Annotated in this window: 15 protein-coding genes; 6 read left to right on the top strand and 9 right to left on the bottom strand. The window is 41.9% G+C overall.

All coding sequences use genetic code 11. The features are described 5' to 3' along the window. Positions 1-2 precede the first annotated feature (2 nt). Complete coding sequence (locus FPL27_RS13095) at positions 3-272, bottom strand: hypothetical protein (protein ID WP_143961515.1); 270 nt, start codon at positions 270-272, stop codon at positions 3-5. 109 nt (positions 273-381) lie between these two features. Between FPL27_RS13095 and FPL27_RS13100 the strand changes: the two genes are divergently transcribed. Next, the gene (locus tag FPL27_RS13100; protein WP_143961516.1) at positions 382-816 is read left to right on the top strand and encodes a peptidylprolyl isomerase; all 435 of its coding nucleotides are present in this window, start codon (positions 382-384) and stop codon (positions 814-816) included. 67 nt (positions 817-883) lie between these two features. Here FPL27_RS13100 and FPL27_RS13105 read toward each other — a convergent pair whose 3' ends face one another. The 4 genes from FPL27_RS13105 to FPL27_RS13120 all read right to left on the bottom strand — a co-directional run bounded on the left by FPL27_RS13105 (position 884) and on the right by FPL27_RS13120 (position 4,646). Further along, on the bottom strand, positions 884-2,170 hold the full coding sequence (locus FPL27_RS13105; RefSeq protein ID WP_143961517.1) for a NupC/NupG family nucleoside CNT transporter: 1,287 nt from the start codon (positions 2,168-2,170) through the stop codon (positions 884-886). 131 nt (positions 2,171-2,301) lie between these two features. After that, positions 2,302-2,907, bottom strand: a complete 606-nt coding sequence (locus FPL27_RS13110) for a bifunctional nuclease family protein (RefSeq protein ID WP_143961518.1) — start codon at positions 2,905-2,907, stop codon at positions 2,302-2,304. 6 nt (positions 2,908-2,913) lie between these two features. Next, positions 2,914-3,879: an electron transfer flavoprotein subunit alpha/FixB family protein gene (locus FPL27_RS13115; protein ID WP_143961519.1), complete on the bottom strand. Its 966-nt coding sequence runs from the start codon at positions 3,877-3,879 to the stop codon at positions 2,914-2,916. Between the two features lie 29 nt (positions 3,880-3,908). Beyond that, a complete protein-coding gene (locus tag FPL27_RS13120) occupies positions 3,909-4,646 on the bottom strand; it encodes an electron transfer flavoprotein subunit beta/FixA family protein (RefSeq protein ID WP_143961520.1) in 738 nt (245 codons plus the stop codon). Positions 4,647-4,719: 73 nt separating this feature from the next. On the opposite strand from FPL27_RS13120, the gene FPL27_RS13125 reads away from it, so the two are divergent. Then, entirely contained in the window at positions 4,720-5,052 is a 333-nt protein-coding gene (locus tag FPL27_RS13125) for a tetratricopeptide repeat protein (protein ID WP_143961521.1), read from the top strand. Here FPL27_RS13125 and FPL27_RS13130 read toward each other — a convergent pair. From FPL27_RS13130 to FPL27_RS13145, 4 genes are all read right to left on the bottom strand, one after another. Next, positions 5,049-6,050 carry a zinc-binding dehydrogenase gene (locus FPL27_RS13130; protein ID WP_143961522.1) on the bottom strand — a complete coding sequence of 334 codons (1,002 nt, stop codon included), beginning with the start codon at positions 6,048-6,050 and terminating at the stop codon, positions 5,049-5,051. The genes FPL27_RS13125 and FPL27_RS13130 overlap by 4 nt on opposite strands. A 62-nt stretch (positions 6,051-6,112) precedes the next feature. Then, positions 6,113-7,180 (bottom strand): agmatinase family protein, encoded by a 1,068-nt coding sequence (locus FPL27_RS13135; RefSeq protein ID WP_143961523.1) that lies wholly within the window; start codon positions 7,178-7,180, stop codon positions 6,113-6,115. Positions 7,181-7,188: 8 nt separating this feature from the next. Next, a complete protein-coding gene (gene speE, locus FPL27_RS13140) occupies positions 7,189-8,469 on the bottom strand; it encodes a polyamine aminopropyltransferase (protein ID WP_143961524.1) in 1,281 nt (426 codons plus the stop codon). A 97-nt stretch (positions 8,470-8,566) separates the two neighbouring features. Beyond that, on the bottom strand, positions 8,567-9,043 hold the full coding sequence (locus tag FPL27_RS13145) for a SixA phosphatase family protein (protein WP_143961525.1): 477 nt from the start codon (positions 9,041-9,043) through the stop codon (positions 8,567-8,569). Positions 9,044-9,192: 149 nt separating this feature from the next. On the opposite strand from FPL27_RS13145, the gene topA reads away from it, so the two are divergent. The 4 genes from topA to FPL27_RS13165 all read left to right on the top strand — a co-directional run bounded on the left by topA (position 9,193) and on the right by FPL27_RS13165 (position 13,734). Beyond that, positions 9,193-11,517, top strand: coding sequence for a type I DNA topoisomerase (gene topA, locus FPL27_RS13150; protein WP_143961526.1), 2,325 nt, complete (start codon positions 9,193-9,195; stop codon positions 11,515-11,517). Positions 11,518-11,616: 99 nt separating this feature from the next. Continuing rightward, complete coding sequence (locus tag FPL27_RS13155; RefSeq protein WP_143961527.1) at positions 11,617-12,588, top strand: hypothetical protein; 972 nt, start codon at positions 11,617-11,619, stop codon at positions 12,586-12,588. After that, positions 12,585-13,277, top strand: a complete 693-nt coding sequence (locus tag FPL27_RS13160) for a Sir2 family NAD-dependent protein deacetylase (RefSeq protein ID WP_143961528.1) — start codon at positions 12,585-12,587, stop codon at positions 13,275-13,277. The genes FPL27_RS13155 and FPL27_RS13160 overlap by 4 nt, the downstream gene beginning before the upstream one ends. A 13-nt stretch (positions 13,278-13,290) precedes the next feature. After that, entirely contained in the window at positions 13,291-13,734 is a 444-nt protein-coding gene (locus tag FPL27_RS13165; RefSeq protein WP_143961529.1) for an OsmC family protein, read from the top strand. Positions 13,735-13,739: the final 5 nt, after the last annotated feature.

A 13,739-nucleotide genomic window follows, 5' to 3' on the forward strand; every position in this document is an offset into this window, starting at 1 on the left:
TTTTACTCTTCTTCCTTATCCAACCCGTGTTCCTGTTCAAATTTATTTCTTCTGATTTCGAACCTCTCCACTTCTTCATTTAACATATCTAAGGATTCGTTGTACCGGGAATAGAGATCGCCCATATTTTTCTCCATCTGACTAAAACTAAACTCCATAGCATCTAATTGAAGCTGTGAAGCTTTCTCTATCAGGGCGACCTGACTGTTTTTCAGATCTTCCAGGAGCCTTAAGGCCCTGTCCATTTTTTCAAGTTTCTCTCTATTGTTCATAATACTATACAAGTTGGTAGTCTTAATTTAATCAAATTCTTTATCCTAATGTTTAAATTAATTTGCCCTACATCAGAGAATCAGTATTTTTGCAGAAATAAAAAAAATTATGACAACAGGAGAAATACAAACAGCCAAAGGGGTCATGAAGGTTTCATTTTATGATGAAGACGCCCCAAAGACCGTTGAAAACTTTGTAAAATTATCCAAGGAAGGATTCTATGACGGACTTACTTTCCATAGGGTAATCCCAAATTTTGTAATCCAAGGAGGATGTCCTAATGGAACTGGTGCCGGTGGCCCAGGCTACCATATCGATTGTGAGCTGAATGGTGGCAACCAACACCATGAGAAAGGTGTGCTCAGCATGGCTCATGCTGGTAGAAACACCGGTGGCAGCCAGTTTTTCATTTGCCACAATAGGGACAACACTCGCCACTTGGACAGAAACCACACTTGCTTTGGAAAAGTAACGGAAGGCTTGGATATCATTGATCAAATTAAAGCTGGAGACAGAATCGAAAAAATTGTCATCAACGATTAAAGGTCTTAAGCATAAAAAAATGCCATGGATAAATTTCCATGGCATTTTTTTTATCTAATAGTGCCACTTAACTGAAAAGCGCACCAGCAATAGTAGCTGTCATCAAGCATGCCAAAGTTGCTGCCAATAAGGCGCGCATACCCAATTTTGATAAATTCCCCTGCTGATTTGGAGCAATAGAGCCAATGCCTCCTACCTGAATAGCAATTGAGCTGAAGTTGGAAAACCCACATAAGGCATAGGTGGCAATTACTACCGACTTGGCAGAAAGTGATCCTGCCTCCTTCATCTCGGCCAGTCCAAGATATGCCACAAATTCATTGATCACTGTTTTTTGCCCAAGCAATGATCCTACCTGTAGGGAATCCGACCACTCCACTCCGATTAGAAAAGCAAAAATTCTAAACACCTGACCTAAGATATATTCAAGAGAAAACCCACTAAACTGACCATTAGTGGAGGCTACCACAAATGAATTCAGCCCAGTCACCTCTCCTATCAGTCCTGTTAGGATATAATTTACAGCTGCAATCACTGCAATAAAGGCCAAAAGCATCCCCGCAACATTCACGGCTAAACGCAACCCATCAGAAGCTCCTCTTGACATGGCGTCAATTAGATTCACACCCATGTTTTCCTGGCTTACTTCCAATTCATCGTTTAGGTTTTCCCTATTGGTTTCAGGAATGATGATCTTTGACATCACAATGGCAGCTGGCGCATTCATAATACTCGCTCCCAAAAGGTAGGCAGCAAAACGGCTCTGCTCTTCCAAACTGTCACCACCCAAAAATGCCACATAACCTGCTAAGACGCCTCCTGCAATCGTGGCCATTCCCCCAGTCATCAAGCACATCAGCTCTGAACGTGTCATCGTGGGAACAAAGGGCCTTACCAGCAGCGGAGCCTCTGTCTGTCCCAAGAAAATATTGCCCGCCGCAGACAAGCTTTCTGCACCCGACAGCCCCATGGTTCTAGACATCACCCAGGCAATACCAAAAACGACCTTTTGTAAGACACCTAGATAATAAAGCCCTGCTGATACAGTAGAAAAGAAAATAATGGTAGGCAATACCTGAAAGGCAAATATAAACCCGAAGGAATTAGTAGCCAGATCTCCAAAAAGGAAAATGGCCCCATCACTGGAAAAGCTAAGAAATTTTACAAAACCACGGCTTACCGCAGAAAAAATTTGAGCCACAAAATCAACTTTTGTAATCAAGAACCCAAACACACATTGAAGAATAACTCCGATACCAACCAAACGCCAATCCACAGATCGTTTACTAGATGAAAAAATCAGCGCAAATGCCAGCAGGGCAACTATCCCTATAATACCTCTAACGTAATCCATTTATATATTCCAGAATTGCCCTTCAAAAGTACAATACAATATTTTACAAGGCGGTAAATATAATGGATTTTGACTGGAATATGCATACAAAAAACAAAAGCCTGAGTTTTCTTCAGGCTTTGTTCATTTTCTTAATTACGTCTGTTTATTTCATCCCGGATCCGGGCTGCACGCTCATAATCTTCACTGTTTATAGCTTTGTCAAGCATTTGATTTAGCTTTTCAAGACTAAAATCTTTCAAACTGCCCTCAGAAGTAGTCGACTTGGCAGCAGGTTTGGAGGCTTTTTCTCCCCTAGCGGTGCTTTTATCTTCTTCTTCCTCTTCAGTAAATTCAATGGCAGCTTCCGACATCACTTTCTGTGTACAGTAAATTGGCGCGTCAAAGCGGACCGCAATCGCTATGGCATCCGAAGGCCTAGCATCAATCTCCACATTCTTGACAGAACTTTGACAAACAATCTTGGCGTAAAATACACCTTCCCGCATATCGGAAATCAAAATATGGTCAATTGAAAAATTGAAATTGGCCGCAAATGATTTAAAAAGATCATGGGTCATAGGCCTATTAGGAATAATCTTCTCAATCTCTATAGCAATGGCTTGGGCCTCAAACATACCGATGACAATCGGAAGACGCCTACTCCCCTCTTGCTCCCCCATCACCAGGGTAAATGACCCTGACTGGGAATGATTGGAAGATAATCCTAATATTTCTAATTCTACAGTGTTATCCACAGCAAGTTATTTTAACGCTTTTACAGCTTCCGTAAGTTTTGGCAACACCTCAAATGCATCGCCTACAATTCCGTAATCAGCTGCTTTGAAAAAAGGAGCTTCCGGATCTTTATTAATAACTACAATATACTTGGAAGAATTGACTCCTGCAAGATGCTGAATGGCTCCTGATATGCCAACCGCCACGTACAAAGTCGGTGCTACTTTCACACCTGTCTGTCCTACGTGTTCATGGTGAGGTCTCCACCCAATATCTGATACCGGCTTGGAACAACCAGTAGCTGCTCCCAACTCTTTAGCCAAATCTTCGATCAAATTCCAGTTTTCAGGACCTTTCATACCTCGACCACCAGAAACTACAATATCAGCCTCAGGTAATAGGATGTCGCCAGTGGCTTGGTCCGTTGAAGTGATTTTTGCAGCGAAAACAGATTCGTCAAGGTTAACATCAAAATCCTCAACAGTAGCGTCCGCTCCGTCAGTTTTCAAGTCAATAGCGTTTTTCTTCACCGCCAAGATCTTGTTGTCCGTAGTAAGCTCAGTTTCTGCGAATGCCTTTCCTGTGTAAATGCTTCTTTTCACTTTATACCCAGACCCGGTCTCTGGAAGATCCGTCACATTGGAAACTAATCCAGCGTTAAGCTTAATAGCCAACCTTGCAGCTACTGCATCTCCTAAGGAGCTTTTTGCCAGAATCAAAGTTTTAGCAGCTACCTTTTCAAAAGCCTGCGCAACTGCAGCGGCATGAGCCTGAATCACTCCAGCATTAAGCTTCTCATCGTTTACATGAAGCACCTTGCTAGCACCGGCAGACCCAGTCTTCGCAAGTTCACCTTGGTCAATCGTACCAAGTGCAACAGCAACAACGTCTCCGCCCTCTTTGTCGGCCAAAGCCTTGGCAAAAGAGACCGCTTCCAATGATGTTTTTTTGATGGCTCCGTCAGCCTGTTCTATATATACTAAAATAGACATATTTTTCAATTTTGGATTCAAACAATTAATTAAAGGACCTTGGCTTCGTTTTTCAAAAGCTTAACCAACTCTTCCACATTGTCCTTGTCGATCAGCTTCACTTCACCTTTGGCAGGAGGAAGTTTAAATTCCACTACGCCTGTGGCAGCTTCATCTGAAACCTGCTCTACGACATTTAAAGGCTTGGTTCTGGCTGACATGATTCCTCTCATATTGGGAATTTTCCATTCAGCGATTGGCTCCTGGCACCCGGCAATAAATGGAAGATTAACTTCCAAATACTCTTTTCCACCTTCGATTTCTCTGGCCATTTTGGCTGTACTTCCTTCGATGTCAAGCTTCATGACTGGGGAAATCGAGGGCATGCCCAAAAGTTCTCCAACCATACCGTGAACCATACCGCCATTGAAATCTATAGATTCTCTACCCATAAGGATCAAGTCATAACCGCCCTCTTTCGCGTAATGAGCGATCTGCTTGGCCACAAAAAGGGAATCCTTTGGAAATGCATTCACTCTGATGGCATCATCTGCCCCAATAGCTAAAGCTTTTCTGATAGTCGGCTCAGTCTCGGCCTCTCCAACATTCAAAACGGTAAGACTTCCACCTGTCTGTTCCTTCAATTCCACAGCCCTAGCCAACGCGTAGTCGTCATAGGGACCGATAATGAACTGAACACCAGACTTGTCGAATTTGGTATTGTTATCTGTAAATTGAATTTTGGATGTTGTATCCGGCACGTGAGTGATGCATACAAGAATTTTCATATATTTTATTATTTTATTTTTCTTTAATTTGTCGTGAATTTAACGAATACAATGTTAATTAAAAAACGTAATCATGAGCAATTTAGGCCGTATTGAGCAACTTTTGGACTTCGCAAAGGAGGAGCCTGACAACCCTTTTAACTTTTATGCATTAGCGCTGGAGTATCAAAACTCCAACATCCAAAAGGCTACCTATTATTTCGACCTGCTACTTGAGAAGTTTGCGGATTATCTACCTACTTACTATCATGCGGGTTTGTTTTTTGAAAAAAAAGATGAGTTGGAAAAAGCTAAATCCATTTTTGTAAAGGGAATCTCTCTGGCCAAGGCTAAAAATGATAACCATGCCCAAAGGGAGCTGCAAAATGCCTACCAAAATTTTCTTTTCGAAAATGATTTGGATTAATCCATGCTCAAAACAATCTTCCCAATTTGATCTCCTGCCTTCATTCTGTCAAAAGCCTGCAGTGCATCATCAAGTTTAAAAACCTGATCCACAACGGGAACAATTTTAGTACTTTTGACAAAAGCCAACATTTCCTCAAAATTAGAGTCACTCCCCATAGTGCTGCCCTGAATAGTCAATTGGTTCCAAAAAACCCTTCTCATATCCAGTCCAGTTGGATTGCCTAAAGTAGCGCCGTAAAACACCAGTTTTCCCCCTGGCTTCAAAACCTTCAATAGATCCCCCCAGGTATCTCCTACTGCACTGTCTATTACCAAATCAAACCCTCCTGTTACTTTTCGTGCATCCTCGGCCCAATTTTCCTTTTTATAATTAAACCCTTCTTTTACACCCTGTTGCCTTGCTATGGAGAGCTTTTCTTCCTTCCCACTTGTCACGAACACCTCAGCTCCTGCTGCTACGGCAAATTGAGCCGCAAATTGAGCTACTCCTCCGCCAAAGCCGGTAACCAAGACTTTCTGCCCTTTTTCAACTTTCCCATGGAAAAACACCGACCTATAAGCCGTCAATCCACCTAAGGGCAAGGCAGCGGCCTCTTCCCAACTCAAGTGCTCAGGCTTGGTGTAAAGTCTATCTCCTTTTACCACCACAAATTCGGCAAATGTCCCATGGGAAGGCATGCCCAAAATCTGAAAGTCCTTAGATTGGGCCTTTTGATTCTCACCCCAATTCATGGCCGGATTGATGATCACTTCTTTTTCCTGCCAAGTGGGATCCACGTCCCTCCCAAGCTTTTTGACCACCCCAGCCCCATCAGAACCTAAAATCACCCCGTTTTGGATATTGGGATATCGGCCCTCTCGGCACCATTGGTCCCGGTGATTGAGGGCAGCGGCCCTTATTTCCACCAGTACCTCATCATCTTTTAACTCTGGTAATTCGACATCCCTTACAGCAATTCTGTCGGAAATTTTATCGGTTAGAATTAATCCTTTCATTCAAAAATCATTTTGATTAATATCATAAAAAAGAGGCTGCGATCACACAGCCTCTCTAAAGGTTATTTAAAACTCAATCTTTTTTGTGAAACCCCCAAAAGATTGCACATTCTGTACAAGACTCTAGCTCCCACATTTCCATCCCATTCATCCTCTCCAGGTCCTGGTGCCACTTCCACTAGGTCGAAACCGATAATCTCCTTACCGGACCTCACCACTTGTTTCATAAGATACAGAACTTCATCAAGCTCAAAACCTCCCGCTACAGGTGTTCCAGTATTTGGGCATAACTTCGGGTCAAAGCCGTCAATATCGATGGTGATATAAACTTTTTCTGGCAACTCCCTAATGATGTCATCACAGATTGACTTCCAGTTTTTTCCTTCAAATAAGGCTTCTTTCAAAGCTTTATCATAAAAGGTACTGATCTTCTTGTTACCCTGAGCCATCACCGCTTCGGCCTCGCAATAATCCCGAACACCTACTTGCACCAACTTGCTTACCTGAGAATATTTAAGAGCATTATAGGATATGGAGGCATGGCTGTATTCGAAGTTTTCATAAGCAACTCTTAAGTCGGCGTGAGCATCTATCTGAAGAATCCCAAAAGAATCATGCTCTTCAGTCATTGCCTTGATCATGCCCAGCGGGGTACTATGGTCACCTCCAAGTAGGGCGACCAGTTTTCCTTGAGACTTATATTTTTTTACTGTTTCGTATACCCAGTCATTCATCTCAGTACTAGCCTTATTGATCAAATCAGGAACTGCTGAAAACCTCTCCTGATCCATTTCCGGCGAGCCTTCTTCCAGAAACTTGATATAATTAGCAGCCAGAATTCTATAATTATTACTGGATACCTTAATATGATCTGGAATTGGAATCATGTGAATACCCATTTTCCAGGCATCATTGATATCATCTTGGTATAGATCCAATTGGGGTGAAGCAGCCAATACTGCCTCTGGTCCATCTGCGGTACCTGGATTGTATGAAACTGTAACTTCCCAAGGCACTGGTATCACTATAAGCTCAGCAGTGTCCTCATCAAAGGGCAACCCAAAAAGGGTCCCTCCTTCTCCCACTCCATTGGGATCAAAATTGTCAATAATTTGATTTTTTGCAGACATAAATTAAATTAAGATTTTGGCTGAATCATTTTCTGAACAAAATTTGGCAATACAAAAGCTGCTTGGTGAATATCCTGATTATAATAATTCAAGTTGAAGGAAGGAAGTAACTCCTGGGCCTTTTCTTGAACATCATTAGGGGAGCAATTTCCTTTTGCACTATATGAAAACGACCACATGCCAGTAGGGTAAGTTGGGATATGCACCAAGTAACAATGTACATTCTCATTCCCGAATATCTCTCTATAACAATCATAAATTTCTACAAACACCTTCTCATTGAATCTTGGAGACTCAGATTGGGTCACCATGATGCCATCTTTTTTAAGAATTCTGTGAACTTGTGTATAGAATTCCGCAGTAAACAGTCCTTCACCAGGACCAACCGGATCAGTGCTATCTACCAATATTATATCAAATGACTCATCGGCAGCTTCGTTCACATATTTGATTCCGTCTTCAATTTTAAGATTTAGCTTTGGATTATCAAATGCTGAAGCAATGGTTGGCAAAAACTGCTTAGAAGCTTCAACTACTTTTTCGTCAATTTCTACCATGACTACCTCTTCCAGTTGCTCATATTTCAAGATCTCTCTTGCTGTACCGCCATCACCACCGCCAATTATCAAAACTCGCTTAGGGTCTGGGTGGGTTTGCATTGGTACGTGTGCAATCATCTCATGATACACATACTCATCTTTCTCAGTCGTCATCACCATGCCGTCCAAAGTCAGCATGTTGCCATATGCAAAGGTCTTGTAAATTTCTACTTTCTGGAATTCGGACTCCTCTTCATAGAGTTTGCCGTCATGTTTCATGGAAAGTGCGATGTTGTCATTTCTTTCCGTAAACCACACATCTTTGGTTCTCATTGGGCCACCTTCCTCAGCAGATTTTTCATCTCTCATCTGATTGATATCAAAATCCTTATGGGTAAGCTGAGCCATTTCCCCTCTTCTCAACTCCACTGCAGAACCATGAGCGGCCTCAAAGGCTGTTTTCAAATAGTTATAAGAAACCCATGGATTGACCGTCTCCCCACAGGTAAACAAATCCACGGATGCATATCCATATTCTGGCCAGGTATGTATCGCCAAGTGGCTTTCTTGAATCACCACCACACCAGATACACCATAGGGTGAAAAATGGTGAAAAGTAGAGTTGATTATCGTGGCGCTCGCCTCCTCGGCTGCCTCCTCCATACTATTCTGTATATGTACCACATCATTTAGAATCTCCGGATTACAATCGTAAAATTCCACTATGATATGACGTCCTAATGCGCTCATAACTGATTATTTTTTATTTTTTCTAAAGTATTAATCCTACAAAAAAAATAAAATTTTGCGGTTTATTAAAGAATTATATTTTTCCCGGTTGAATAACCTATTGAATCACAGCCGGAATTCCGCCGCAATTGCCTGATAAAAAGGACCATTTCTCGATATGCAGTTCCATCACCACACAGTTTCCGGGCTGAAGATAATAGATGGGATGATCAGTAAGATAATTGACTAGTTCTATCAATCCGGGATTATGGCCGACGAGCATCAATTTTGATTTGTCATCATCCACACTTTTAATGTTTTCCAAAAGATTGGTAAGGGAACTTTCATAAATGTTTTCTTTTTTTATAATCACTGAAGCGGGAAAATGTTCCTGAATAACTTGCGTGGTTTGACTCGTCCTGGTAGCAGGACTGTGGATCATTAGATCAGGTTTGGAATACTGTGAATTCAGGATTCTCCCTACCCTTTGAATGTCGGTTCGCCCCTTTTCAGTTAGATTCCGCTTGAAATCGCCCGAAAAACCTCCTCCATATTCGGCCTCCCCGTGTCTTAAAATGTAGATTAACTTTGTCATTGGTGTTGAAATAATTCATATTTGCATATTATAGCAAATTATCGTGCCACAAAAAAGACCAAGGTCAGGGATTTGGACATGAAATATATCGGGTCTAATTTTACATTTTTATTGTGGCTTCCCAAAAGACCAACTTAATCCATAAACTTATGCCAAAAAATCTAGTCATAGTCGAGTCACCTGCCAAAGCCAAAACCATTGAAGGCTATCTAGGCAAGGACTTCAAAGTAGCCTCGAGCTACGGTCACGTCCGTGATCTCCCCAAGGGTGACAAGGCCATTGATATCAAAAATAAGTTCAAGCCTACCTATGAGGTCACTCCAGACAAAAAGGATGTGATCAAACAGCTCAAAAGCTTGGTTAAGGATGCAGAGACCATCTACCTAGCGAGTGACGACGACCGTGAAGGAGAGGCAATCAGCTGGCATTTGAAAGAGGTTTTAAAACTGAAGGATGACTCCACAAAAAGAATCGTCTTTAGGGAAATCACCAAAAGCGCCATTTCGAAGGCAATTGAAAACCCACGTACCATTGACATTGACTTGGTCAATGCCCAGCAAGCACGCAGAATCTTGGACAGACTCGTGGGTTTTGAGCTTTCACCTGTGCTCTGGAAAAAAATCAAAGCCGGGCTTTCCGCTGGTAGGGTACAATCCGTAGCCGTGAGATTTATCGTGGAAAGGGAAAGAGAAATCGACAAGTTCAACGCAAAAGCAGCCTATAGGGTAACTGCCCAATTTTTAGTAGATGGCAAACCGCTTTCCGCAGAACTACCTAAGAAATTTGAAACCGAGGAAGAGGCTGAGCAGTTTCTTCAAACTTGTCTTACCGGGGAATTTTCTATCCAAAACTTGGAGAAAAAACCCGCCAAAAAGACTCCAGCACCTCCTTTTACCACTTCTACTCTTCAGCAGGAAGCGAGTAGAAAGATGGGTTTTTCGGTTGGACAGACGATGACTGTAGCCCAAAAGCTATATGAATCCGGTAAGATTACCTATATGCGTACTGATAGTGTCAACCTTTCGGAGGAGGCTATGCAAAAGGCGCAAAATGAGATTGAAAGTGCCTATGGAAAGGAATTTCACAAGGCCAGAAAATACAGCGGCAAATCGGAAGGTGCACAAGAGGCTCACGAAGCCATTAGGCCATCCAACTTTGCTGAACACGATGCCGGAAATGACAGAAATGAGCAAAGGCTTTACGAACTTATCTGGAAAAGAGCAATTGCTTCTCAAATGGCCGACGCTCAATTGGAAAAAACCAATGTCACCATCGGTATCTCTAATGCTCAACAGACACTTTCTGCAAGTGGTGAGGTAATCAAATTTGAGGGCTTTCTAAAGGTTTATTTAGAAAGTACTGACGAAGAACCTGAAGATGAAGAAAGCACCAACAAAGGCTTGCTACCTCCATTGGCTATTGGTCAAAAGCTAGACCTTGTCGAAATGAAGGCCAAGCAGACCTTTACCAGACCACCGGCACGCTACACTGAGGCATCTTTGGTCAAAAAGCTGGAAGAAATGGGCATTGGACGTCCATCTACTTATGCCCCGACCATCTCCACCATTCAGAAACGGAATTATGTAATCAAGGAATCCAGAGATGGCACTCCTAGAGATTATGTGGAGATGAAAATCAATAACGGCAAATTTGCCAAAGCCACCAAAACCGAAAACGCCGGCTCGGATAAAAACAAATTGTTCCCGACTAACATCGCAATGGTGGTAAATGACTTTTTGGTGGAGCATTTCCCAAATGTCATCGACTATACTTTCACCGCAAGAGTAGAGAAAGAATTTGACGACATTGCCCAAGGGAAGCAAGAGTGGGAAGAAATGATCGAAAACTTCTACACGGTATTCCATAGCAAGGTAGAGCAGACTGAAAATGTCAGCCGGGCCGATGTGAATTCCAGTAGAGACCTGGGAATTGATCCAAAGTCCGGCAAACCGATAATTGTGCGACTGGGCAAGTTTGGCCCGTTGGTGCAGATTGGCGAGCAGGACGACGAGGAAAAGAAATTTGCCAGCCTTAAGAAAGGTCAGTTTATCGAAAACATAACTTTGGAGGATGCTCTAGAATTGTTCAAACTCCCTAGAGATGTGGGGCATTTTGAAGACAAGAAGATTGTTGCGGCAATAGGACGGTTTGGCCCTTATATAAGACACGACAGCAAGTTTGTGTCTTTGGGTAAAGAACTTGACCCATTGAGTATCACTGAAGAAGAAGCTATAGAGCTGATCAAAGACAAAAGAGAAGCTGACGCCAAAAAGCATATTAAAACTTTCGAGGAAAATCCAGAGATTCAGATTTTAAATGGCCGCTGGGGTCCTTATATCAAGTTTAACAAGAACAATTACAAGATCCCCAAGGATAAAGAAGCTGAAGAGCTTACCTATGAGGAGACCTTGCATATTATAGAAAATCAGCCTGAAAAAAAGAAGAAAGGCAAATTTGCTAAGAAGAAAAAGTGATCAAAGCTTCCCCGATTGGGGAAGCTTTTTTGTTTTCTTGGCTTATTGGAATGCCAATTGCTTTTTATAATTATAATTTGGACTTTTTACCATAATTCTATGCAACTCTACTACATCATTATATTAATCTGTTCATTTGCCGGTTTAGGATTGGCTTTTTACGGTTATAAGAAACGCGACCGAGTTGAAGTAAAGGAAGATGACCCTAGAGACCATATAAAGGGCATGTACTTTTTGAAAATCCCCTACGAGAAAATCATAATTGGTTTTTTCGCTTTTACCGCATTAGTATACACCGTCAAATTATTTGTGCAGGCATTTATCAATCATCTGGACCTGGCCATGTTTATGATTTCCATGGCTATCGTGCTATTGCTCATTTACAAAATCCTGATGAGCTTTACGGAAGTGGCTCAATTCAAATGGAATTCGGTCGGAATGCTTGCACTTAATGGGGTTATTAGTTTTTTCATATATCAACAGATGTCAGGAGTAATCGAACTTTTCCAAGAAGCTAGAGAATATACATTGACCGTCCATCTTTTGGGAATGGTACTGGGCTTGGGCGGTACAACTATCATTGACATCATGATCTTCCATTTTCTTCGCAACTTTAAGATCAATGCTCAAGAAGCTGTGATTATGCATATTATCAGTCAAATCATCATCATTGGCTTAATTTTGCTGATTGTAAGCGGAGTTGCACTTTTCCTCACCGACATCGAAGGCTACTTGGCCAATGACCGATTTATGATGAAAATGACCGTAATGATAGTGGTCATCTTAAATGGTGGTGCCTTGAATCTGTATATTACACCAGCTTTGGAGGAAATTTCCCTTTTGAAAAAAGACCTCCAAAAAAACAACACCCTCAAAAAAGTCTCATTTGCAGTCGGTGCAATCAGTATGGTTTCATGGTATTCAGCATTCTTTTTTGCCATGATCAAAGATTTGAGCTATTTTTCCTATGTGGCACTCCTGATTCCTTATATCCTATTTTTAGGATTGGCTGTAGGAATCAGCCAGATTGCTAAAAAACAAATGGAGAAAAAAGTATTGGATCAATCATGAAAAAACTAGTAGTGCTTACAGGGGCTGGAATTTCCGCCGAGAGTGGCATTCAGACCTTTAGGGATATTAATGGACTTTGGGAAGGACATGACGTGATGGAAGTGGCCACTCCTGAAGGGTGGAAAAAAAACCCTGAACTGGTGCTCGAATTTTACAATCAACGAAGAAAACAAGCAACAACTGTCAAACCTAATGCAGCTCATTTTCACCTAGCTGGACTGGAGAAACATTTTGATGTCACCATTGTTACTCAGAATATTGATCCACTCCATGAAATGGCCGGATCGACAAAAGTCATACACTTACACGGAGAACTCTTTAAATCACAAAGCACGCTTGACCCGTCATTAGTCTATGACATGGATGGCTGGGAATTGAACAATGGGGACAAATGTGAAAAAGGATCGCAATTGAGACCTTTTGTAGTATGGTTTGGAGAGGCTGTCACCAAAATGGAAGAAGCTATTGATATTGCAGCAGACGCGGATATTTTTGCCATTATCGGGACCAGCTTGGTGGTATATCCCGCCGCAAGTTTGTTAGGCTATACGCGTCCAGAGATCAAAAAATACATTGTGGACATTAAAGTGCCACATGTCAGCTATGTGAAAAACTTGACCGCAATTGAAAGTCCAGCCAGTACGGGCACTGGCAAGCTAAAAGAAATTTTAATCAACTTAGAACTATAAATCACTTTATACCATGAAACGAAAAGCAACCTCCATTTGGAAAGGCAACGGACTAGAAGGAAAAGGACAACTCTCCTCTCCTAGTGGATTTTTTGACAACACCCCATACTCCACCAAAATGCGTTTTGAAAACGAGGATGGCAAGCAGGGAACCAACCCTGAAGAATTGCTGGCTGCGGCTCACGCAGGCTGCTTTAATATGGCCTTGAGTTTCCAGGTGGCAAACAAAGGTTTTGATGCTGATGAACTTCACACAGTGGCTACCGTAACACTAGAAAAAGAAAAAGGAAGCGATGATTTTGGAGTACAAGAAATTCATTTAAAGCTAAAAGGGAAGGTAAAAGGAATGAGCAAAGAGGATTTTGAGGTAGTGGCACGAATCGCTAAAGACAACTGTCCAATTAGCAAAGCGTTAAAGGCAGTACCTATTTCGTTGGATATTGATTTTGAGGGATAATGTAT

The sequence above is a fragment of the Litoribacter populi genome, from assembly GCF_007483685.1.
GTDB lineage: Bacteria > Bacteroidota > Bacteroidia > Cytophagales > Cyclobacteriaceae > Litoribacter > Litoribacter populi.

What these genes read in the sequence shown, in the direction of transcription:
- FPL27_RS13095 (WP_143961515.1), bottom strand. Translation starts at nt 272, where the DNA reads ATGAACAATAGAGAGAAACTTGAAAAAATGGACAGGGCCTTAAGGCTC.
- FPL27_RS13100 (WP_143961516.1), top strand. Translation starts at nt 382, where the DNA reads ATGACAACAGGAGAAATACAAACAGCCAAAGGGGTCATGAAGGTTTCA.
- FPL27_RS13105 (WP_143961517.1), bottom strand. Translation starts at nt 2,170, where the DNA reads ATGGATTACGTTAGAGGTATTATAGGGATAGTTGCCCTGCTGGCATTT.
- FPL27_RS13115 (WP_143961519.1), bottom strand. Translation starts at nt 3,879, where the DNA reads ATGTCTATTTTAGTATATATAGAACAGGCTGACGGAGCCATCAAAAAA.
- FPL27_RS13120 (WP_143961520.1), bottom strand. Translation starts at nt 4,646, where the DNA reads ATGAAAATTCTTGTATGCATCACTCACGTGCCGGATACAACATCCAAA.
- FPL27_RS13125 (WP_143961521.1), top strand. Translation starts at nt 4,720, where the DNA reads ATGAGCAATTTAGGCCGTATTGAGCAACTTTTGGACTTCGCAAAGGAG.
- FPL27_RS13130 (WP_143961522.1), bottom strand. Translation starts at nt 6,050, where the DNA reads ATGAAAGGATTAATTCTAACCGATAAAATTTCCGACAGAATTGCTGTA.
- FPL27_RS13135 (WP_143961523.1), bottom strand. Translation starts at nt 7,180, where the DNA reads ATGTCTGCAAAAAATCAAATTATTGACAATTTTGATCCCAATGGAGTG.
- speE (WP_143961524.1), bottom strand. Translation starts at nt 8,469, where the DNA reads ATGAGCGCATTAGGACGTCATATCATAGTGGAATTTTACGATTGTAAT.
- FPL27_RS13145 (WP_143961525.1), bottom strand. Translation starts at nt 9,043, where the DNA reads ATGACAAAGTTAATCTACATTTTAAGACACGGGGAGGCCGAATATGGA.
- topA (WP_143961526.1), top strand. Translation starts at nt 9,193, where the DNA reads ATGCCAAAAAATCTAGTCATAGTCGAGTCACCTGCCAAAGCCAAAACC.
- FPL27_RS13155 (WP_143961527.1), top strand. Translation starts at nt 11,617, where the DNA reads ATGCAACTCTACTACATCATTATATTAATCTGTTCATTTGCCGGTTTA.
- FPL27_RS13160 (WP_143961528.1), top strand. Translation starts at nt 12,585, where the DNA reads ATGAAAAAACTAGTAGTGCTTACAGGGGCTGGAATTTCCGCCGAGAGT.
- FPL27_RS13165 (WP_143961529.1), top strand. Translation starts at nt 13,291, where the DNA reads ATGAAACGAAAAGCAACCTCCATTTGGAAAGGCAACGGACTAGAAGGA.